Genomic DNA, 22,299 nt, shown 5'->3' with positions numbered 1-22,299 from the left:
CTGACGCGTCATCCGGCAATGCTTTATGATTTCAACTGATAATCCAGCGTAATTTCCGCTTTCAGTACCTGTGAAACCGGGCATCCTGCTTTTGCTTTCTGGATAATGCCGTCAAAAGTGGACGCATCAATACCCGGCACGGCAACTTCGCTCTTCAGTGCGATTTTAGTAATCGCAAAACCAGCATCCACTTTATCCAGCGACACATCGGCGGTGGTATCAATCGATGTTGGCGTGAATCCCGCTTCCCCCAGCATCAGCGAAAGCGCCATTGAGAAACATGCGGCATGCGCTGCGCCAATCAGTTCTTCAGGGTTAGTTCCTTTTTCGCCTTCAAAACGCGTGTTAAACCCATACGGCTGTTGGTTCAGCACGCCGCTCTCGGTGGATACTGTCCCCTTCCCGCGTTTAATATCGCCTTCCCAGTGTGCCTGACCTTTCTTATGGATTGTCATTCTTGCTCTCCTGTGGGCTTAAAAAGGAAATTATAGACTACGTGAGAATCAGCACGAGGATAAGCAGGATATTCCGAATAAAATCAGGCGAAAATATTTCTCCTGCACTTAAATTAAACGCCCACAATAGATAACCGGAAATATATAACCCAAGAGATATTACCTCAATATAAATCAACTCATTACAATAACAATCCCCATCAATATCATGCAGTTAAAATATAAAAATCATCAACCAGGACTAATCTTAACAACGAAGCGGTAAATATTTGTCATGCTGAATGTGCTTTATAAATCTGCGATCCGTAGCAGACACCATAAATACACAGACACGGAGAATCACTATGTTTACTTATTATCAGGCAGAAAATTCAACAGCAGAACCCGCTCTGGTTAATGCCATTGAGCAAGGCCTTCGGGCAGAGCACGGTGTTGTCACTGAAGATGACATTCTCATGGAGTTGACCAAATGGGTCGAAGCCTCTGATAACGACATCCTCAGTGACATCTACCAGCAAACGATAAATTATGTGATCAGTGGCCAGCACCCTGCGCTTTAAGCTGCTATGCTTGATCGGCAACCTAATTTAGGGGTTTAGCACGTGTTTCTTCGCTACGGCGATGTTGTCCTTAAAACTAGCTACAGGATTGAGGAGTACAAATGAAATCGAACCGTCAGGCACGTCATATTCTTGGACTGGATCATAAAATTTCTAACCAGCGCAAAATAGTTACCGAAGGTGACAAATCCAGCGTAGTAAATACCCCAACCGGCAGAAAACGCCCCGCTGAAAAGTAATTCATAACCATCAGTCCTCAATGACGATTAAACACCATTGCCTGCGCAATGGTGTTTTTGTTTTTATCTGCTTTATACTTGGGGCCGACGCCCTGGCGGTAAAGCAAAGAAGATAAAAGCACCCCAGGGATGGATATTCAAAAAAGAGTGAGTGACATGGAACCAAAAACAAAAAAACAGCGTTCGCTTTATATTCCTTACGCTGGCCCTGTACTGCTGGAATTTCCGTTGTTGAATAAAGGCAGCGCCTTCAGCATGGAAGAACGCCGTAACTTCAACCTGCTGGGGTTACTGCCGGAAGTGGTCGAAACCATCGAAGAACAAGCGGAACGTGCGTGGATCCAGTACCAGGGATTCAAAACCGAAATCGACAAGCACATCTACCTGCGTAATATCCAGGACACCAACGAAACCCTCTTCTACCGTCTGGTAAACAATCATCTTGATGAGATGATGCCTGTTATTTATACCCCAACCGTCGGCGCAGCCTGTGAGCGTTTTTCTGAGATCTACCGTCGTTCACGCGGCGTATTTATCTCTTACCAGAACCGCCACAATATGGACGATATTCTGCAAAACGTGCCGAACCATAATATCAAAGTGATTGTGGTGACCGACGGCGAACGTATTCTGGGGCTTGGTGACCAGGGCATCGGCGGGATGGGCATTCCAATTGGTAAACTGTCGCTCTATACCGCCTGTGGCGGTATCAGCCCGGCGTATACGCTGCCGGTGGTGCTGGATGTTGGCACTAATAACCAGCAACTGCTTAACGATCCGCTGTATATGGGCTGGCGTAACCCGCGTATTACAGACGACGAATACTATGAATTTGTTGACGAATTTATCCAGGCTGTGAAACAACGCTGGCCGGACGTGCTGTTACAGTTTGAAGACTTCGCGCAAAAAAATGCGATGCCACTGCTTAACCGCTATCGCAATGAAATTTGTTCCTTTAATGATGATATTCAGGGAACCGCGGCGGTAACGGTAGGCACACTGATCGCAGCCAGTCGCGCGGCAGGCGGTCAGTTAAGCGAGAAAAAAATCGTCTTCCTCGGTGCAGGTTCAGCGGGATGCGGCATTGCCGAAATGATCATCGCCCAGACCCAGCGCGAAGGATTAAGCGAGGAAGCGGCGCGGCAGAAAGTCTTTATGGTCGATCGCTTTGGCCTGCTGACCGACAAGATGCCGAACTTGCTACCTTTCCAGACCAAACTGGTGCAGAAGCGCGAAAACCTCAGTGACTGGGATACCGACAGCGATGTGCTGTCACTGCTGGATGTGGTGCGCAATGTCAAACCGGATATTCTGATTGGTGTCTCCGGACAGGCCGGGCTTTTCACCGAAGAAATCATCCGTGAGATGCACAAACACTGTCCGCGTCCGATCGTGATGCCGCTGTCTAACCCGACCTCACGCGTGGAAGCCACACCGCAGGACATTATCGCCTGGACCGAAGGTAACGCGCTGGTCGCCACTGGCAGTCCGTTTAACCCAGTGGTATGGAAAGATAAAATCTACCCTATCGCCCAGTGTAACAACGCCTTTATTTTCCCGGGCATCGGGCTGGGCGTTATTGCTTCCGGCGCGTCACGTATCACCGATGAGATGCTGATGTCGGCAAGTGAAACGCTTGCTCAGTATTCGCCGCTGGTGCTGAACGGCGAAGGTCTGGTACTACCGGAACTGAAAGATATTCAGAAAGTCTCCCGCGCAATTGCGTTTGCGGTTGGCAAAATGGCGCAGCAGCAAGGCGTGGCGGTGAAAACGTCTGCCGAAGCTTTGCAACAAGCCATTGACGATAATTTCTGGCAAGCCGAATACCGCGACTACCGCCGTACCTCCATCTAAGCCTGCGCCCGGTAGTGAAGGCTACCGGGCAATTTTTCTCTCCCTTTTTTAGATCTCATCCATACTGGGTAGTGGCGAATAAATCTCATTTGCCTCACCTGCTATGCAGAACATCATCCGAAAAGGAGGAACTATGAAGGCTGCGGTTGTTACGAAGGATCATCATGTTGACGTTACGGATAAAACACTGCGCTCACTGAAACATGGCGAAGCCCTGCTGAAAATGGAGTGTTGTGGTGTATGTCATACCGATCTTCATGTTAAGAATGGCGATTTTGGTGATAAGACCGGTGTGATTTTGGGTCATGAAGGTATTGGTGTGGTGGCAGAAGTTGGCCCAGGTGTCACCTCATTAAAACCAGGCGATCGTGCCAGCGTGGCGTGGTTTTACGAAGGATGCGGTCATTGCGAATACTGTAATAGTGGTAACGAAACCCTCTGTCGTTCGGTAAAAAATGCCGGATACAGCGTTGATGGCGGGATGGCGGAAGAGTGCATCGTGGTCGCCGATTATGCGGTAAAAGTGCCAGATGGCCTGGACTCGGCGGCGGCCAGCAGCATTACCTGTGCGGGCGTCACCACCTATAAAGCAGTGAAACTGTCAAAAATTCGTCCAGGGCAGTGGATTGCTATTTACGGTCTTGGCGGTCTGGGTAACCTCGCCCTGCAATACGCAAAGAATGTCTTTAACGCCAAAGTGATCGCCATTGATGTCAATGATGAGCAGTTAAAACTGGCGACCGAAATGGGCGCTGATTTAGCGATTAACTCACGCACTGAAGACGCCGCCAAAATTGTGCAGGAAAAAACCGGTGGCGCTCACGCCGCTGTGGTGACAGCGGTGGCTAAAGCTGCGTTTAACTCGGCGGTTGATGCTGTACGAGCAGGCGGTCGTGTTGTGGCTGTCGGTCTGCCGCCGGAGTCTATGAGCCTGGATATCCCACGCCTTGTGCTGGATGGTATTGAAGTGGTCGGTTCGCTGGTCGGCACGCGCCAGGATCTAACCGAAGCCTTCCAGTTTGCCGCCGAAGGCAAAGTGGTGCCGAAAGTCGCCCTGCGTCCGTTAGCGGACATCAACACCATCTTTACCGAGATGGAAGAAGGCAAAATCCGTGGCCGTATGGTGATTGATTTCCGTCGCTAAGAGACCTTTGCTGCGACTGCCATGTTCGGGTCGCAGCATCGCACACTCTCCAACATGAAATGGCTAAATGGATTATTGTTGCGTAGGAAGGAACAATAATGATAGTGTTCCCAGTGAAGGAACACTACTGAGAGTAAAGACACTGATGAAAATGGCCAATCATCCCCGCCCGGGGGACATTATTCAGGAATCACTGGACGAACTTAATGTCAGCCTGCGCGAGTTTGCCAGAGCAATGGAAATTGCGCCCTCAACGGCAAGCCGATTGCTGACCGGAAAAGCAGCTTTGACGCCAGAAATGGCAATTAAACTTTCCGTGGTGATCGGCAGTTCGCCGCAAATGTGGCTGAATCTGCAAAACGCCTGGAGTCTGGCAGAGGCAGAAAAAACGGTCGATGTGTCGCGACTGCGCCGTCTGGCTGCGCAGTAAATATTTACTCATTTCCGACCGCTGGATTTCTCTGCGACACCTGTTTCGAAAGGAAATCGACAAGCAACTCCAGCGGAAATACAGTATCTTTTGTCTGGCGCAATTCCTCCAGTGACCACCAGCGGTGATCGCCTATAACGAGCTTTTCATGATGACTCCAGCCAGAAAATTCAGTCTCTTTTTGCGCCACGCGGATCATAAAGAAACGCTCATCGGCGATAACGCTTTCTCCGCTCGGTAACATCATGGTGAATCTTTGGCTGGCTATTTGTGGTCCGGCTGACTGGCGGGAAATGCCTGTTTCTTCCTGCAACTCCCTTAACGCAGCCTCTTCGAAAGACTCGTTATGTTCCAACCCACCACCAGGCGTAGCCCAGTATTGTCTTCCGGTAAGCGCATCATCAGTATGCTGAAAACGAAATAACAGCACCCGATTATCGGCGCTGAGAACAAATAATCTTGCTGCAGGGCGTATACGCATAATAACCTCCATGTCAGATAAAAAAATGGCGCCTTTTACAGCGCCATTTTCAGCTTAAAGTTCAAAAGAGATTATATCCCTTCTTCACTCTCTTTTTTCGCTTCTGCCTTCTCGATTTCACGATACCAGCGCGGATGGTGTTTCTTCGCCCAGCGACGGCTTACCTTCCCTTCGATCATCCCTTTAATCGATCCTTTCACCCAAAATGCCATATACATATGGATCAGGATGGCGTGGATCAGGATGATACCGGCAGCCGCGTGGATCAGCAGGCTATAACGGACAACCTGCATCGGGAAGTACTGCGCAAAGTACGGACGCCAGATAATCACCCCGGTCACCAGCAGCACGAAAATCATGCTCATGATTGACCAGAACATCATCTTTTGCCCGGCGTTGTACTTACCGACATCCGCCACTTTATGCTCATTGCCTTTTAATACTTCGACAATGTTCAACAGCCACGGAATATCTTTCTTATCCGGGATGTTGTGATGCACAAAACGCACAAACATAAACATCAGCGCGACGAAAATCGCAATGCCGAAGAACGGGTGCAAAATGCGTCCCATCTGCGGCGTACCGAAGGTTTGCGTCAGCCATTGCAGCGTCGGGAAGAAGAACGAAATCCCGGACAGCGCCACCAAGAAGAAGCAAATCACCACGGTCCAGTGACAGGCGCGATCAATAAATTTGGTGCGCACAATCATTTTCGACTTACTCATGATTTCCCTCCTCGTCATCGTCCACTTCCTTATTCGGGCCAATACCGATGTAGTGGAAAATCAACCCGGCAAAAGTGGCAATAAAGCCAGCCGCTGCCAGCGGTTTCAACGCGCCTTTCCACAGGCTTACCGAGGTGTCGATCTTCGGATCTTTCGGCAGACCGTGATACAGCTCCGGCTGATCGGCGTGATGCAGCACGTACATGACATGCGTACCACCGACACCTTCCGGGTTGTAGACGCCAGCATGTTCGTAACCACGCGCTTTCAGTTTCGCCACGCGCTGTTCCGCCAGCTCCAGCATCTCCTTCTTGGTGCCAAAGTGGATAGCCCCGGTCGGACAGGTTTTCACACAAGCTGGTTCCTGGCCGACGCTGACGCGATCGACGCAGAGTGTGCATTTATATACCCGGTTATCCTCTTTGTTGAGGCGCGGAATATTAAACGGACACCCGGCAATGCAGTAACCACAGCCGATGCAGTTTTCCGACTGGAAATCGACAATCCCGTTAGCGTACTGAATGATTGCACCAGCAGACGGGCACGCCTTCAGGCAGCCCGGATCTTCACAGTGCATACAGCCGTCTTTACGGATCAGCCACTCCAGCTTGCCGTTCTGTTCGGTTTCGCTAAAGCGCATCACCGTCCAGGACTTGGCGCTCAGATCGGCGGGGTTATCGTAAACCCCGACGCAGTGCCCCACTTCATCACGGATGTCGTTCCACTCCGAACACGCCACCTGACAGGCTTTACAGCCGATACAGGTAGAAACGTCGATAAGTTTCGCGACTTCTGCTTTGTAATCACGCACCTGCGAAGGCGGCGTGATGGAGTTAGTTGCGGACCTTTTGATAATGTCCTGCGTTTCCATAGCCATCTGTTCGCCCCCTTACGCCTTCTCGATGTTTACTAAGAACGCTTTATATTCCGGCGTTTGCGAGTTTGCATCACCGACATTCGGCGTCAGAGTGTTAGCGATATAACCTTTACGCGCGACACCCTCAAAGCCCCAGTGGATTGGAATACCCACCGTTTCAACCTGCTGACCGTTTACATTCAGCGGTTTCAGACGGCGCGTTACCACAGCCACCGCGCGGATAAAACCACGCTTGCTGGAGACAGTGACACGATCGCCATTGGCAATGCCTTTCGCTGCCGCCAGCGTTTCGCTTATTTCCACAAACTGTTCCGGCTGAGCAATTGCGTTGAGCAACGCGTGCTTGGTCCAGGTGTGGAAGTGCTCGGTCAGACGATAGGTCGTACCCACATACGGGAACTGCTCTTTTTTACCCATCCGCAGCGCGTCTTGTTCATACAGACGAACAACCGGGTTAGAAACCACGTTCGGATGCAGCGGGTTAGTACCCAGCGGCGTCTCAATTGGTTCGTAGTGTTCCGGGAACGGGCCTTCCGCCATTTTGTTAATGGCAAACAGACGTCCCATCCCTTCCGGCTGCATGATAAACGGCCCGGTTGGCGTACCCGGTGCGGCATTGCCGAAGTCCGGAATATCGTTACCCGTCCACTTGCTGCCGTTCCACTGGATCAGCATCCGTTTCGGATCCCACGGTTTACCGTTGATATCCGCCGAAGCACGGTTGTAGAGTACGCGACGGTTGAGCGGCCACGCCCAGGCCCATCCCAGCGTATTCCCCAGACCGGATGGGTCGGAGTTATCGCGGTTAGCCATCTGGTTGCCCTGCTCTGTCCAGCTACCGGTGTAGATCCAGCAAGAAGATGCGGTTGTACCGTCATCACGCAAATGCGCAAAGCTACTCAGCAACTGACCTTTCTTCGCAATCAGTACGCCATTGGCATCATAGAGATCTTCCAGCGCATAGCCGTTGTTCTCTTTTGCCACTTCGTCAGACTGCGGCTCGTGCGGCTGCTTGTAGTTCCAGCTCATCTTCATCAGCGGTTCTACGCCTTTACCACCTTCGGCTTTGTACAGCTCGCGCAGATGATGGTAGATGCCCGCCAGAATTTCGCCGTCGTTACGCGCTTCGCCCGGTGCGTCCTGACCTTTCCAGTGCCACTGCAACCAGCGACCGGAGTTAGCGATAGAACCATCTTCTTCAGCAAAGCAGGTCGAAGGCAGACGGAATACTTCAGTCTGAATAGACGCCGGATCGACATCGTTCGACTCGCCGTGGTTCTGCCAGAAGGTAGAGGTTTCAGTCACCAGCGGATCGATAACCACCATGTACTTCAGCTTGCTCAGGCAGCTAACCACTTTGTTTTTGTCCGGGAAGGACGCAACCGGGTTAAAGCCCTGGCAGAAATAACCGGTGACTTTGCCTTCGTCCATCATGTTGAAATACTTGATGACGTCGTAGGTCTGATCCCACTTCGGCAGCCAGTCGTAGCCCCAGTTATTCTCTTTCTGCGCGGCATCGCCGTAGAAAGATTTCATCAGGCTAACGAAGAACTTCGGATAGTTGCTCCAGTAGTTCACCTGATCGGCCAGCGTCGCTTTCGGCGTGTTCGCTTCCAGATACGACTGCAAATCAACCTGTTTTTCTGACGGCAGCGTCAGATAACCCGGCAGGCTGGTAGAGAGCAGGCCTAAGTCGGTCAGGCCCTGAATGTTGGAGTGACCACGCAGTGCGTTCACGCCGCCACCGGCCATACCCATGTTACCGAGCAGCAACTGGATCATCGCCATAGTACGGATGTTCTGCGCACCCACGGTGTGCTGCGTCCAGCCCAGCGCGTACAGGAAGGTGGTTGTGCGATCCGGCGCGCTGGTGGAGGCCAGCACTTCACACACTTTCAGGAAGTCGGCTTTTGGCGTACCGCAGATGTTTTCAACAACGTCCGGTGTGTAGCGGGAAACGTGCGCTTTCAGCAGGTTCCACACACAGCGCGGATGAGTCAGTGTTTCATCGCGTTTCGCATAGCCGTTTTCATCGAACTGATAGTTCCAGGACGACTTATCGTACTGGCGTTTTTCAGCGTCATAGCCGCTGAACAGGCCATCTTCGAAAGCAAAATCATCACGCACCAGCAGGCTGGCGTTGGTGTAATGCTTAACGTATTCGGCGTTGATTTTGTTATTTTCGATCAGGTAGCGCAAAACGCCAGACAGGAACGTAATGTCCGTACCGGAACGAATAGGTGCGTAAATATCCGCTACAGAAGCGGTACGCGTAAAACGGGGATCGACAACGATCAAGGTTGCATCGTTGTTGTTTTTCGCTTCCATCGCCCAGCGGAAACCGACGGGATGTGCTTCAGCAGCGTTACCGCCCATCACCATTACGACGTTAGCGTTTTTGATATCCACCCAGTGGTTGGTCATCGCACCGCGACCAAATGTTGGAGCAAGACTTGCTACCGTTGGTCCGTGTCAGACGCGCGCCTGGTTGTCTACCGCCAGCATCCCGAGGGAGCGGGCAAATTTCTGGGTCAGCATCCCGGTTTCGTTGCTGGCACCGGAGGCACACAGCATACCGGTAGAAAGCCAACGGTTTACCGTTACGCCCTGCTCGTTCTTTTCAATAAAGTTAGCGTCACGGTCAGCTTTCATCAGCTTCGCAATACGGGAGAATGCTTCATCCCAGCTAATGCGCTGCCATTTGTCAGAACCTGGCGCACGATATTCCGGGTAGCGCAGACGGTTTTCGCTGTTGACGTAATCCAGCAAACCTGCCCCTTTCGGGCACAGCGCACCACGGCTTACCGGATGATCCGGGTCACCTTCAATGTGATAAATCGCTTCTCTGGCGTTTTTCGCGCCATCACCCAGGCTATACATCAATAGCCCGCAACCTACGGAACAGTATGTGCAGGTGTTACGGATCTCTTTAGCGCGTAATAATTTGTAGTTTCGCGCCTGAGCCAGTGCTTGCTTCGGGGCAAAGCCCAATGCTGCTACTGTTGTTCCCGCCATACCGCCCGCGCAGATTTTAAAAAATTGTCTGCGACTGACGTCCATTGCTTTCCTCTTTTTTCAGGGGTATTACTGCGCGAGGAAACTAACAGTAAAATTCTGAATCTTTTTGCGCGAAATCAAAAAGAACACCTGTTTGCCACAAAATAATCCGCCTGCGCAAATTGACCTACCTCAATGGCGGTAGAAAAACACACCACTGCCTGACAGCCTGGTTAAAAAAATGCTATAAATTTCAGCTTAATTTTTAACGGCAAGAGAGACTAAACAGCGAGCATGACACGACAAAAAGCAACGCTCATAGGGCTAATAGCGATCGTCCTGTGGAGCACGATGGTAGGATTGATTCGCGGCATCAGTGAGGGGCTCGGCCCGGTCGGTGGCGCAGCTGCTATCTATTCATTAAGCGGGCTGCTGTTAATTTTCACGGTTGGCTTTCCGCGCATTCGGCAGATCCCCAAAGGTTATTTACTTGCGGGGAGTTTCTTATTCGTCAGCTATGAAATCTGTCTGGCACTTTCCTTAGGGTATGCAGCAACCCGCCATCAGGCAATTGAAGTGGGCATGGTGAACTATTTATGGCCCAGTCTGACGATACTTTTTGCCATTCTGTTTAATGGCCAGAAAACCAACTGGCTGATTGTACCAGGGTTATTATTAGCCCTTGGTGGCGTCTGCTGGGTATTAGGGGGTGAAAATGGCCTCAAGCCGGATGAAATTATCAACAATATCACTACCAGCCCGTTGAGTTATTGCCTGGCTTTTATTGGTGCTTTTATCTGGGCCGCTTATTGCACGGTCACCAATAAATATGCCCGTGGATTTAACGGTATTACCGTTTTCGTCCTGCTGACGGGAGCAAGTTTGTGGGTTTACTATTTTTTAACGCCGCAACCGGAGATGGTATTTAGCACGCCCGTCATTATAAAACTTATCTCAGCGGCATTTACTTTAGGATTTGCTTACGCGGCGTGGAACGTCGGCATTTTACATGGCAATGTCACCATTATGGCGGTAGGTTCGTATTTTACGCCTGTGCTTTCGTCGGCGCTTGCTGCGGTACTGCTTAGTGCTCCGCTATCGTTCTCTTTCTGGCAAGGCGCATTGATGGTCTGCGGCGGTTCCCTGCTCTGCTGGCTGGCAACGCGTCAACGATAAGCAAAGGCTACGACAATAAAGCCACGATTCATACGGCAACAAACACGTTTGCCGTATGTTAGTTTAAAAATAAGTAAAAATATGATGCATCATTGTTACATTCAGTAACACATATCCATTCAGATAATCAGCTTTCTCCCCCCGCAGTTTCGCTTTGTTATCTATTCTTTCAATCAGCACTTCACTCTATTTACTCTTAATTCTAATAACGGACCATTGCGTCCAATGCCCTGCCTTGTCTTTTTTTCATTAACAATGTGTGCATGTGAGGAAGAATATGGCACTACAAAATGAGAAAAATAATCGTTACCTTTTACGCGACTGGAAGCCAGAAAATCCGGCATTCTGGGAAAATAAAGGAAAACACATTTCCCGAAGAAACCTCTGGATATCAGTAAGTTGTTTACTCCTTGCCTTCTGTGTCTGGATGTTATTTAGCGCAGTTGCCGTTAATCTCAATAAAATCGGCTTTAATTTCACTACTGATCAGCTTTTTTTATTAACCGCCTTACCTTCCGTTTCCGGTGCATTATTGCGTGTTCCCTACTCCTTTATGGTGCCTATATTCGGCGGACGCCGTTGGACAGTTTTTAGTACCGCGATTCTGATTATTCCTTGCGTCTGGCTCGGTATTGCTGTGCAAAATCCGAATACCCCTTTTGGGATATTTATTGTTATTGCTTTGCTCTGTGGTTTTGCTGGCGCGAACTTTGCTTCGAGTATGGGAAATATCAGTTTTTTCTTCCCGAAAGCCAAACAAGGCAGTGCATTAGGGATTAATGGCGGGTTGGGGAATTTAGGCGTCAGCGTGATGCAACTGGTTGCGCCGCTGGTGATTTTTGTACCGGTATTTGCTTTTCTTGGCGTCAATGGCGTACCGCAGGCCGATGGTTCTGTGATGTCGCTGGCGAACGCCGCATGGATTTGGGTACCGCTACTGGCGATTGCCACTATCGCCGCCTGGTCAGGGATGAATGATATTGCCAGTTCACGTGCGTCAATTGCTGACCAGTTGCCCGTTTTGCAACGGTTGCATCTGTGGCTGCTGAGTCTGCTCTATCTCGCTACCTTTGGCTCGTTTATCGGTTTTTCCGCCGGATTTGCCATGCTGGCAAAAACACAGTTCCCGGATGTGAATATTCTGCGCCTGGCGTTCTTTGGCCCGTTTATCGGTGCCATCGCGCGGTCGGTGGGTGGTGCTATTTCCGATAAATTCGGCGGCGTGCGGGTGACGTTGATCAACTTCATTTTTATGGCGATTTTCAGCGCCCTGCTGTTCCTCACCCTACCTGGCACGGGTTCCGGCAATTTCATCGCATTTTACGCTGTGTTTATGGGGTTATTCCTTACCGCTGGTTTGGGAAGTGGTTCTACTTTCCAGATGATCGCTGTCATCTTTCGCCAGATAACGGTTTATCGCGTCAAGATGAAAGGCGGCAGCGATGAACAGGCCCAGCGAGAAGCAATCACTGAAACGGCGGCGGCGCTGGGCTTTATTTCGGCCATCGGCGCGGTGGGCGGCTTCTTTATTCCACAAGCATTTGGCATGTCGCTCAATATGACCGGCTCGCCAGTGGGCGCGATGAAAGTGTTTTTAATCTTTTACATCATCTGTGTGCTGCTGACCTGGCTGGTTTATGGTCGGCGGAAGTTCAGCCAAAAATAAGAGATCGATGCCTGGTGTACAACCGTGTCGCATCCGACAAGGCATCAGATCCCAAATCATTCCTGGAGCAGGAGTCATGTCATGAGTAAACTTTTGGATCGCTTTCGCTACTTCAAACAAAAGGGCGAAACCTTTGCCGATGGTCACGGACAGGTGATGCATAGCAACCGCGACTGGGAAGATAGCTATCGCCAGCGTTGGCAATTCGACAAAATCGTGCGTTCCACCCACGGCGTTAACTGCACTGGCTCCTGTAGCTGGAAAATCTACGTTAAAAATGGCCTGGTGACCTGGGAAATCCAGCAGACCGACTACCCACGAACCCGCCCTGACCTGCCCAATCATGAACCCCGCGGCTGCCCACGTGGCGCAAGTTACTCCTGGTATCTTTACAGCGCTAACCGCCTGAAATACCCGCTAATTCGTAAACGACTGATTGAACTGTGGCGCGAAGCCCTTAAACAGCACAACGATCCAGTACTGGCGTGGGCATCGATTATGAACGATCCGCAAAAGTGCCTGAGCTACAAGCAGGTACGTGGGCGCGGCGGCTTTATCCGCTCCAACTGGCAGGAACTAAACCAGCTGATTGCCGCCGCTAACGTCTGGACCATCAAAACTTACGGCCCGGATCGCGTTGCCGGATTCTCACCGATTCCAGCCATGTCGATGGTATCTTACGCCGCCGGAACGCGTTATCTGTCGCTGCTTGGCGGCACCTGTTTAAGTTTCTACGACTGGTATTGCGACCTGCCGCCCGCCTCGCCAATGACCTGGGGCGAGCAAACCGACGTGCCAGAATCTGCCGACTGGTATAACTCCAGTTACATCATCGCCTGGGGATCTAACGTACCGCAGACGCGCACGCCAGACGCTCACTTCTTTACCGAAGTGCGCTACAAAGGCACCAAAACTATCGCCATTACCCCTGACTACTCGGAAGTAGCAAAACTGTGCGACCATTGGCTGGCGCCAAAGCAAGGCACTGATAGCGCGCTGGCGATGGCGATGGGCCATGTGATTTTAAAAGAGTTTCATCTCGATAATCCCAGCGACTACTTTATCAACTACTGCCGCCGATACAGCGACATGCCGATGCTGGTAATGCTGGAACCACGTGAAGATGGCAGCTACGTTCCCGGGCGCATGATCCGCGCGTCTGACCTGGTGAATGGACTGGGCGAAAGCAACAATCCGCAGTGGAAAACCGTGGCGGTTAATACCGCAGGTGAACTGGTGGTGCCGAACGGTTCGATTGGTTTTCGCTGGGGAGAAAAAGGCAAATGGAATCTGGAATCCATTGCCGCCGGTACGGAAACCGAATTGTCGTTAACCCTGCTCGGTCAACACGACACCGTTGCAGGCGTGGCCTTCCCCTACTTTGGCGGCATTGAAAATCCGCACTTTCGCAGCGTAAAACACGATCCTGTACTGGTGCGTCAATTACCCGTTAAAAACCTGACATTAGCCGATGGCAGTGTCTGTCCGGTGGTCAGCGTTTATGATTTGGTACTGGCGAATTACGGCCTCGATCGCGGGCTGGAAGATGAAAGCAGCGCGAAAGATTACGCTGAAATCAAACCGTACACCCCAGCCTGGGGTGAGCAAATTACCGGCGTACCGCGCCAGTATATTGAAACCATCGCCCGCGAATTTGCTGATACCGCCCATAAAACGCATGGGCGCTCGATGATTATCCTCGGTGCTGGCGTCAACCACTGGTATCACATGGACATGAACTACCGCGGGATGATCAATATGCTGATCTTCTGCGGTTGTGTCGGGCAAAGCGGCGGCGGCTGGGCGCACTATGTCGGTCAGGAAAAACTGCGCCCGCAAACCGGCTGGTTGCCGCTGGCCTTTGCGCTCGACTGGAACCGACCACCGCGCCAGATGAACAGCACCTCGTTTTTCTACAATCACTCCAGCCAGTGGCGCTATGAAAAAGTCACCGCGCAGGAATTGCTCTCACCGCTGGCCGACGCCAGTAAATACAGCGGTCATCTGATTGATTTCAACGTTCGCGCCGAGCGCATGGGCTGGCTACCTTCTGCGCCGCAACTGGGGCGTAACCCGCTATCCCTGAAAGCCGAAGCCGACAAGGCCGGATTATCACCCGCCGAATTTACCGCCCAGGCACTAAAGTCAGGCGAGTTACGCATGGCCTGCGAACAGCCGGACAACGGCAGCAACCATCCGCGTAACCTGTTTGTCTGGCGTTCAAACCTGCTTGGCTCGTCCGGCAAGGGCCACGAGTATATGCAGAAGTATCTGCTGGGTACGGAAAGTGGCATTCAGGGGGAAGAACTTGGACCGACGGAGGGAATCCAACCGGAAGAAGTTGAGTGGCAAACTGCAGCGATTGAAGGCAAGCTCGACCTGCTGGTGACGCTCGACTTCCGTATGTCCAGCACCTGTCTTTTCTCCGATATTGTTCTGCCTACTGCCACCTGGTACGAAAAAGACGATATGAATACTTCGGATATGCATCCGTTTATTCATCCACTTTCTGCGGCGGTCGATCCGGCCTGGGAATCACGCAGCGACTGGGAAATCTACAAAGGTATCGCCAAAGCCTTTTCGCAAGTGTGCGTGGGACATCTCGGCAAAGAAACCGACGTGGTATTACAACCACTGCTGCACGACTCTCCGGCAGAGCTCTCCCAGCCGTGTGAAGTGCTCGACTGGCGCAAAGGCGAATGCGATCTGATCCCTGGCAAAACTGCCCCCAATATTGTGGCGGTGGAACGCGACTACCCTGCTACCTATGAACGCTTTACCTCGCTCGGGCCACTGATGGACAAACTTGGCAACGGCGGTAAAGGGATTTCGTGGAATACCCAGGATGAAATCGATTTCCTCGGTAAACTCAATTACACCAAGCGTGATGGCCCGGCACAGGGGCGTCCGCTGATTGACACCGCCATTGATGCATCAGAAGTGATTCTGGCGCTGGCACCGGAAACCAACGGCCATGTGGCGGTCAAAGCGTGGCAGGCGCTGGGCGAGATCACCGGGCGCGAACATACCCATCTGGCGCTGCACAAAGAGGACGAGAAGATTCGCTTTCGCGATATTCAGGCGCAGCCACGTAAAATTATCTCCAGCCCCACATGGTCCGGTCTCGAAAGCGATCACGTCTCCTACAACGCCGGATACACCAACGTTCATGAGTTAATTCCGTGGCGCACGCTGTCGGGCCGTCAGCAGCTGTATCAGGATCATCCGTGGATGCGTGCTTTTGGTGAAAGCCTGGTGGCTTATCGCCCGCCTATCGACACCCGCAGCGTCAGTGAAATGCGCCAGATCCCGCCAAACGGCTTCCCGGAAAAAGCACTTAACTTCCTGACGCCGCACCAGAAATGGGGCATTCACTCCACCTACAGTGAAAACCTGCTGATGCTGACGCTTTCTCGCGGTGGGCCGATTGTCTGGATCAGCGAAACCGATGCCCGCGAACTGACCATTGTCGATAACGACTGGGTGGAAGTGTTTAACGCCAACGGCGCGCTGACAGCTCGTGCGGTTGTTAGTCAGCGCGTACCGCCGGGCATGACCATGATGTATCACGCCCAGGAACGCATTATGAATATCCCCGGCTCGGAAGTAACCGGCATGCGCGGCGGCATTCATAACTCGGTCACCCGAGTTTGCCCGAAACCGACGCATATGATTGGCGGTTACGCGCAGCTGGCCTGGGGCTTCAACTACTACGGCACCGTCGGCTCGAACCGCGACGAATTTATCATGATCCGCAAGATGAAGAACGTTAACTGGCTGGATGATGAAGGTCGCGATCAGGTACAGGAGGCGAAAAAATGAAAATCCGTTCGCAAGTCGGCATGGTGCTTAACCTCGACAAATGTATCGGCTGCCATACCTGTTCGGTGACCTGCAAAAACGTCTGGACCGGTCGCGAAGGCATGGAGTACGCATGGTTTAACAACGTCGAAACCAAACCGGGCATTGGTTACCCGAAAAACTGGGAAGATCAGGAAGAGTGGCAAGGCGGCTGGGTCCGCGATGTCAACGGTAAGATCCGTCCGCGTCTGGGCAGCAAGATGGGGGTAATAACCAAAATCTTCGCAAACCCGGTGGTGCCGCAGATTGACGATTACTACGAACCTTTCACCTTCGACTACGAACATTTGCATAGCGCGCCAGAAGGTAAACATATTCCCACCGCCCGCCCGCGTTCGCTGATTGACGGTAAGCGGATGGACAAAGTGATCTGGGGGCCAAACTGGGAAGAACTGCTGGGCGGAGAGTTCGAAAAACGCGCCCGCGACCGCAACTTCGAAGCCATGCAAAAGGAGATGTACGGGCAGTTTGAAAACACCTTCATGATGTATCTGCCGCGTCTGTGCGAACACTGCCTCAACCCCAGCTGCGTGGCGACCTGCCCCAGCGGCGCTATCTACAAACGCGAAGAAGATGGCATTGTGCTGATCGATCAGGATAAATGCCGTGGCTGGCGTTTGTGCATTAGCGGTTGTCCGTACAAAAAAATCTACTTCAACTGGAAAAGCGGGAAGTCAGAAAAATGTATCTTCTGTTACCCGCGAATTGAGTCAGGCCAACCCACCGTGTGCTCAGAAACCTGCGTGGGTCGCATCCGGTATCTGGGCGTGCTGCTTTACGACGCCGACCGCATTGAGGAAGCGGCGAGCACCGAGCGCGAGGTTGATCTCTATGAGCGCCAGTGCGAAGTGTTCCTCGATCCGCACGATCCCTCAGTGATCGAGGAAGCCCTGAAACAAGGTATTCCACAAAATGTGATTGAAGCTGCCCAGCGTTCACCTGTCTACAAAATGGCGATGGACTGGAAACTGGCGCTACCGTTGCACCCTGAATATCGCACCCTGCCGATGGTCTGGTACGTTCCTCCGTTGTCGCCGATTCAGTCCTACGCTGATGCGGGCGGTTTGCCGAAAAGCGAAGGCGTGCTCCCCGCCATCGAAAGCCTGCGTATTCCGGTGCAATACCTCGCCAATATGTTGAGTGCCGGCGATACCGGCCCGGTACTGCGTGCGCTAAAAAGGATGATGGCGATGCGCCACTATATGCGTTCACAAACCGTAGAAGGCGTAACGGATACCCGCGCCATCGACGAAGTGGGTTTGAGCGTCGCTCAGGTCGAAGAGATGTATCGCTATCTCGCTATCGCCAACTATGAAGATCGTTTTGTCATTCCGACCAGTCATCGTGAAATGGCGGGCGACGCTTTCGCAGAACGTAACGGCTGCGGCTTTACTTTTGGCGACGGTTGCCACGGCTCGGACAGCAAATTTAACCTGTTCAATAGTAGCCGAATTGATGCCATCGACATTACCGAAGTACGCAATAAAGCGGAGGGCGAATAATGCAGATCCTCAAAGTGATCGGCCTGTTGATGGAGTATCCGGACGAGCTGTTATGGGAAAGCAAGGAGGATGCGCTGGCGTTGATCCGCCGCGACGCGCCGATGCTTACGGATTTCACCAACAACCTGCTTAACGCGCCGCTGCTGGATAAACAGGCCGAATGGTGCGAAGTGTTTGACCGTGGACGTACCACATCGCTGCTGCTGTTCGAACATGTTCATGCCGAGTCCCGCGATCGAGGCCAGGCAATGGTGAACCTGCTGGCGGAGTATGAAAAGGTCGGTTTGCAACTGGATTGTCGGGAACTGCCTGATTATCTGCCGCTGTATCTGGAGTATTTAAGCGTACTGCCGGACGATCAGGCGAAAGAAGGGTTACTCAACGTTGCGCCGATCCTCGCTCTGCTTGGCGGACGCTTAAAACAACGCGAGGCACCGTGGTATTCGTTGTTTGACGCCCTACTGCTTCTGGCGGGTAGTACACTTTCAAGTGACAGTGTCACTAAACAGATTCGCAGTGAAGAGCGCGATGACACCCGCCAGGCGCTGGATGCGGTGTGGGAAGAGGAACAGGTGAAGTTTATTGAAGATAACGCCACGGCGTGTGACAGCTCGCCGCTTAATCAATATCAGCGACGCTTTAGCCAGGATGTCGCACCGCAGTATGTCGACATCAGTGCGGGAGGTGGGAAATGATTCAGTATCTGAACGTCTTTTTTTACGATATCTACCCGTACTTGTGTGGCACGGTTTTTATCCTTGGAAGCTGGCTGCGCTACGATTACGGGCAGTATAGCTGGCGCGCCGCCTCTAGCCAGATGCTGGATAAACGCGGGATGGTGCTGTGGTCGAACTTGTTCCATATCGGCATTCTGGGGATCTTCTTCGGTCATCTGTTTGGCATGTTAACGCCACACTGGATGTACGCGTGGTTTCTGCCGGTGGCGGTAAAACAACAGATGGCGATGGTGCTCGGTGGTATTTGCGGTGTATTAACGTTGATTGGCGGTGCGGGGCTGCTGGTGCGTCGTTTAACAAATCCGCGTATCAGGGCGACGTCTTCTGGTGCGGATATCCTGATCCTCGCCATTTTGTTAATTCAGTGCATTCTTGGGTTAACCACCATTCCCTTTTCAGCACAACATCCGGACGGCAGTGAAATGATGAAGCTGGTGGGCTGGGCGCAAAGCATTGTCACTTTCCAGGGCGGCGCATCGACGCATCTTGATGGCGTAGCTTATATCTTTCGCGTTCATCTGGTATTGGGAATGACCATCTTCCTGCTCTTCCCGTTCACCCGACTGGTGCATGTGTGGAGCGCGCCGTTTGAGTACTTTACTCGTCGCTATCAGATTGTGCGTTCGCGGCGTTAATCATCACCCTGGCCGGATAGCCCTTCGCTCTCCGGCCAGTTGCAGGCTATGATAGTTCTCCAGCCACAGGAGAACATTAATGAAACCGCAGGTTTACCACGTCGATGCTTTTACCTCTCAACCGTTTCGCGGCAATTCTGCCGGTGTTGTTTTCCCCGCCGATAATCTCAGTGAAGCGCAAATGCAACTTATCGCCCGCGAGTTAGGGCATTCGGAAACTGCTTTTCTGCTGCACAGTGACGACAGCGATGTGCGCATCCGCTACTTTACGCCAACAGTTGAAGTGCCGATTTGCGGTCACGCGACCGTGGCAGCACATTATGTACGTTCGAAGGTATTAGGTTTGGGAAATTGCACGGTCTGGCAAACGTCGCTGGCAGGAAAACACCGCGTGACTATCGAAAAGCACAACGATGATTATCGTATTTCGTTGGAACAAGGTTCTCCTGGCTTTGAGCCACAGCTGGAAGGTGAAACACGTGCGGCGATTATCAACGCGCTTCATCTCACTGAAGACGATATTCTGCCAGGCTTGCCAATTCAGGTGGCAACCACAGGACACTCAAAAGTGATGATTCCGCTGAAACCAGAGGTGGATATCGACACCCTTTCGCCTGATCTTGCTGCGCTGACCGCTATCAGCAAACAGATTGGCTGCAATGGTTTCTTTCCCTTCCAGATCCGTCCAGGCAAAAACGAAACTGATGGTCGCATGTTCTCGCCTGCGATTGGTATTGTGGAAGATCCGGTGACCGGCAATGCCAATGGTCCGATGGGTGCATGGTTGGTACATCACAACGTATTGCCTCACGATGGTAGCATGTTGCGTGTTAAAGGCCATCAGGGGCGCGCTCTGGGGCGTGACGGTGTGATTGATGTGACGGTGACAATTCGCGATAACCAGCCGGAGAAAGTGACTATTTCTGGTACAGCGGTGATTTTATTTCATGCCGAGTGGGCAATTGATCTTTAAAACCGTTGCCATATACGGCAGAAAAACAAATTGCCTGATACGCTTCGCTTATCAGGCCTACAACCGCCGGATTAGGCGTTTACGCCGCATCCGGCACTCTGGCACCAACTATTTCCCCGCTTCCGGATGCGTATCAAACGCTGCCATCACCTGCGCCAGCTCATCCACAGTAAACCCATGTTTCGCATCATCCACGCCCAGTCCAAACTGCTCCTGCATCACGGCATACAACGACGCCGCATCTGGCAAATTCTGCTGCTCTGCTACGTGACCATTTTCATAATGGGTGAAATGAAAATTGGTCAACGTCAGCTTGCCACCGTCCGGCAAATGGCGGCACATTAACAAATGATGGCGAAAATGCGATTGCGGCCAGTGCGCCGACCAGAAATTACCCATCACATAATCGCTTTGTTGCTGCTCACAGAGATCAAAACGGTACATCGACTGCCAGTGCTGATGATGATTAAACTGCAACACCCAGTCGCCCCCTTCCTGTAACAGCCGATATTCGCCATGTGGCGTTGTTTGCGCGATATCCGGCACTAAACGGATTGGCGCGGTCAGCGTCTGACCACCAAAACCAACGTCGGCAATCCATTGTTCACCTTCCAGTTCTACCAACAGTAAACGGTGCGTGCGCGGCGGTAATGATGGTGGATTAGATAACACTACGCGCCCTAACAGACTACGTACATGAAAACCCAGCTCGCGTAAAACCCGCTCAAACACGCCATTCTGTTCAAAGCAATAACCGCCACGCCGGGCGAACACCAATTTCTCTTCCAGAGATTGATCATCAAGCTGCATTTCCCTCGGCAGCAGAACATCAAGATTTTCAAATGGAATGGTGCAATTGTGTTTCAGGTGTAATGCACGAAGCGTATCGATATTGACCGCAGCAGCTCCCGACCAGTTAATGCGGGCAAAATAATGATTCAGAATGGGCGTCATCAGGCGTTTCCGTTAGTGGTTTTATCCAGTGCGCCATAAAACCCCGTCCTTCAGGGTGGGGATATAAGGCGCGGTTTTCCACCTAACCAGGTGTTTGCTGTTGTTCAATGTATTGGCGGATGACGGATATTGGCGCACATCCGCAGCTACTGGCAAAATAGCTGGGACTCCACAAAACGCATTTGTGGTAATACCTGACTGCAATATCTGGTCGATCTCGTCGCAGCAATCTACTCGATACGCTTTTGAGGCTGTTTACCAGACTGGATATCGCCAGTTTGGATGGATAGTTAATTAACAAATGGACATGATCTTGTTCACCATCCATTTCAACCGGTTCAGCTTCAAAATTAGCACATACATTTGAAAAGTAAGTGCGTAGTTTTTCTGTCGCGTCATGGTCAAAAATCTGGCGTCTGTATTTGGTTAGACAAAGACCAGGTGAACATGCTTCAGGAAAACACAGTGCCTTCCGCGTCGGATATCGGTTTCTTTTTTCATAGACCAAAGTATAGTTTGCCCTGTGAAGCGACTACAAGCATTTAAATTCCAGTTAAGACCCGGTGGTCAACAGGAGCGTGAAATGAGGTGCTTCGCAGGCGCGTGTCGTTTCGTTTTCAATCGTGTTCTGGCGCTTCAGAATGAGAATCATGAGGCCGGTAATAAATACATCCCTTACGCGAAAATGGCTTCCTGGTTGGTTGAGTGGAAAAATGCCACTGAAACACAATGGCTTAAAGATGCCCCATCACAGCCATTGCAACAGTCACTGAAAGACCTTGAGCGAGCCTACAAAAATTTCTTCCAGAAGCGTGCGGCTTTTCCCCGATTCAAAAAGCGGGGACAGAATGACGCATTCCGCTACCCGCAGGGCGTTAAGCTCGATCAGGAAAACAGCCGTATTTTTCTGCCGAAACTTGGCTGGATGCGCTACCGGAACAGTCGTCAGGTCATGGGAGTTGTAAAAAATGTCACAGTCAGCCAGTCCTGCGGTAAGTGGTACACCGTATCGTAAATATCCGCAGGGACTACC

18 protein-coding genes and 2 pseudogenes are annotated in these 22,299 nt (G+C 51.7%); 13 read left to right on the top strand and 7 right to left on the bottom strand.

Translation table 11 applies throughout. The features are described 5' to 3' along the window. Window positions 1–23: 23 nt before the first annotated feature. Complete coding sequence (gene osmC, locus D9738_RS24110; RefSeq protein ID WP_000152305.1) at window positions 24–455, bottom strand: peroxiredoxin OsmC; 432 nt, start codon at window positions 453–455, stop codon at window positions 24–26. Between the two features lie 344 nt (window positions 456–799). Here osmC and bdm point away from each other — a divergent pair, with 344 nt between their 5' ends. The 5 genes from bdm (at window position 800) to D9738_RS24085 (ending at window position 4,682) form a co-directional block, all read left to right on the top strand. Further along, a complete protein-coding gene (gene bdm / locus D9738_RS24105) occupies window positions 800–1,015 on the top strand; it encodes a biofilm-dependent modulation protein (RefSeq protein WP_130261363.1) in 216 nt (71 codons plus the stop codon). 101 nt (window positions 1,016–1,116) lie between these two features. Beyond that, complete coding sequence (sra, locus tag D9738_RS24100; RefSeq protein WP_000841557.1) at window positions 1,117–1,254, top strand: stationary-phase-induced ribosome-associated protein; 138 nt, start codon at window positions 1,117–1,119, stop codon at window positions 1,252–1,254. A 156-nt stretch (window positions 1,255–1,410) separates the two neighbouring features. Beyond that, window positions 1,411–3,108: a malate dehydrogenase gene (maeA, locus tag D9738_RS24095; protein ID WP_024166593.1), complete on the top strand. Its 1,698-nt coding sequence runs from the start codon at window positions 1,411–1,413 to the stop codon at window positions 3,106–3,108. Window positions 3,109–3,241: 133 nt separating this feature from the next. Further along, window positions 3,242–4,252, top strand: coding sequence for an alcohol dehydrogenase AdhP (gene adhP, locus D9738_RS24090; RefSeq protein ID WP_000642407.1), 1,011 nt, complete (start codon window positions 3,242–3,244; stop codon window positions 4,250–4,252). A 145-nt stretch (window positions 4,253–4,397) separates the two neighbouring features. After that, on the top strand, window positions 4,398–4,682 hold the full coding sequence (locus D9738_RS24085; RefSeq protein WP_004975840.1) for a HigA family addiction module antitoxin: 285 nt from the start codon (window positions 4,398–4,400) through the stop codon (window positions 4,680–4,682). 4 nt (window positions 4,683–4,686) lie between these two features. Here D9738_RS24085 and D9738_RS24080 read toward each other — a convergent pair whose 3' ends face one another. The 4 genes from D9738_RS24080 to fdnG form a co-directional block, all read right to left on the bottom strand. Beyond that, entirely contained in the window at window positions 4,687–5,163 is a 477-nt protein-coding gene (locus D9738_RS24080; RefSeq protein ID WP_130259035.1) for an NUDIX domain-containing protein, read from the bottom strand. Between the two features lie 71 nt (window positions 5,164–5,234). Further along, the gene (fdnI, locus tag D9738_RS24075) at window positions 5,235–5,888 is read right to left on the bottom strand and encodes a formate dehydrogenase-N subunit gamma (protein WP_000045648.1); all 654 of its coding nucleotides are present in this window, start codon (window positions 5,886–5,888) and stop codon (window positions 5,235–5,237) included. Further along, on the bottom strand, window positions 5,881–6,765 hold the full coding sequence (gene fdnH / locus D9738_RS24070) for a formate dehydrogenase N subunit beta (RefSeq protein ID WP_001240584.1): 885 nt from the start codon (window positions 6,763–6,765) through the stop codon (window positions 5,881–5,883). The genes fdnI and fdnH overlap by 8 nt, the downstream gene beginning before the upstream one ends. A 12-nt stretch (window positions 6,766–6,777) precedes the next feature. Then, window positions 6,778–9,825: a formate dehydrogenase-N subunit alpha gene (gene fdnG, locus D9738_RS24065; RefSeq protein WP_138211548.1), complete on the bottom strand. Its 3,048-nt coding sequence runs from the start codon at window positions 9,823–9,825 to the stop codon at window positions 6,778–6,780. Window positions 9,826–10,056: 231 nt separating this feature from the next. On the opposite strand from fdnG, the gene yddG reads away from it, so the two are divergent. From yddG to D9738_RS24025, 7 genes are all read left to right on the top strand, one after another. Next, window positions 10,057–10,938 (top strand): aromatic amino acid efflux DMT transporter YddG, encoded by an 882-nt coding sequence (gene yddG, locus D9738_RS24055; RefSeq protein WP_130261362.1) that lies wholly within the window; start codon window positions 10,057–10,059, stop codon window positions 10,936–10,938. Window positions 10,939–11,215: 277 nt separating this feature from the next. Then, on the top strand, window positions 11,216–12,604 hold the full coding sequence (narU, locus tag D9738_RS24050; protein ID WP_130261361.1) for a nitrate/nitrite transporter NarU: 1,389 nt from the start codon (window positions 11,216–11,218) through the stop codon (window positions 12,602–12,604). A gap of 81 nt (window positions 12,605–12,685) precedes the next feature. Then, a complete protein-coding gene (gene narZ, locus D9738_RS24045) occupies window positions 12,686–16,426 on the top strand; it encodes a nitrate reductase Z subunit alpha (protein WP_130261360.1) in 3,741 nt (1,246 codons plus the stop codon). Then, complete coding sequence (narH, locus tag D9738_RS24040; protein WP_130261359.1) at window positions 16,423–17,967, top strand: nitrate reductase subunit beta; 1,545 nt, start codon at window positions 16,423–16,425, stop codon at window positions 17,965–17,967. Before narZ ends, narH begins: the two co-directional genes overlap by 4 nt. Next, window positions 17,967–18,662 carry a nitrate reductase molybdenum cofactor assembly chaperone gene (gene narW / locus D9738_RS24035; protein ID WP_130261358.1) on the top strand — a complete coding sequence of 232 codons (696 nt, stop codon included), beginning with the start codon at window positions 17,967–17,969 and terminating at the stop codon, window positions 18,660–18,662. Before narH ends, narW begins: the two co-directional genes overlap by 1 nt. Further along, on the top strand, window positions 18,659–19,339 hold the full coding sequence (narI, locus tag D9738_RS24030; protein WP_130210515.1) for a respiratory nitrate reductase subunit gamma: 681 nt from the start codon (window positions 18,659–18,661) through the stop codon (window positions 19,337–19,339). Before narW ends, narI begins: the two co-directional genes overlap by 4 nt. Window positions 19,340–19,418: 79 nt before the next feature. Further along, entirely contained in the window at window positions 19,419–20,312 is an 894-nt protein-coding gene (locus D9738_RS24025; RefSeq protein WP_130261357.1) for a PhzF family isomerase, read from the top strand. A gap of 108 nt (window positions 20,313–20,420) precedes the next feature. Here the strand turns inward: D9738_RS24025 and nhoA are convergent, their stop codons facing one another. After that, complete coding sequence (nhoA, locus tag D9738_RS24020) at window positions 20,421–21,266, bottom strand: N-hydroxyarylamine O-acetyltransferase (protein WP_130210519.1); 846 nt, start codon at window positions 21,264–21,266, stop codon at window positions 20,421–20,423. Between the two features lie 82 nt (window positions 21,267–21,348). After that, a pseudogene (gene tnpA / locus D9738_RS24015) lies at window positions 21,349–21,767 on the bottom strand (IS200/IS605 family transposase). Window positions 21,768–21,789: 22 nt separating this feature from the next. Here tnpA and D9738_RS24010 point away from each other — a divergent pair. After that, window positions 21,790–22,269: pseudogene (locus D9738_RS24010) on the top strand (transposase); the annotation flags it as partial. Window positions 22,270–22,299 lie beyond the last annotated feature (30 nt).

This window comes from Escherichia sp. E10V5, from assembly GCF_004212315.1.
In the GTDB taxonomy this organism is placed as follows: domain Bacteria; phylum Pseudomonadota; class Gammaproteobacteria; order Enterobacterales; family Enterobacteriaceae; genus Escherichia.
The sequence above is the reverse complement of the archived record's forward strand: the minus strand, read 5'-3'. Positions and strand labels throughout refer to the sequence as shown.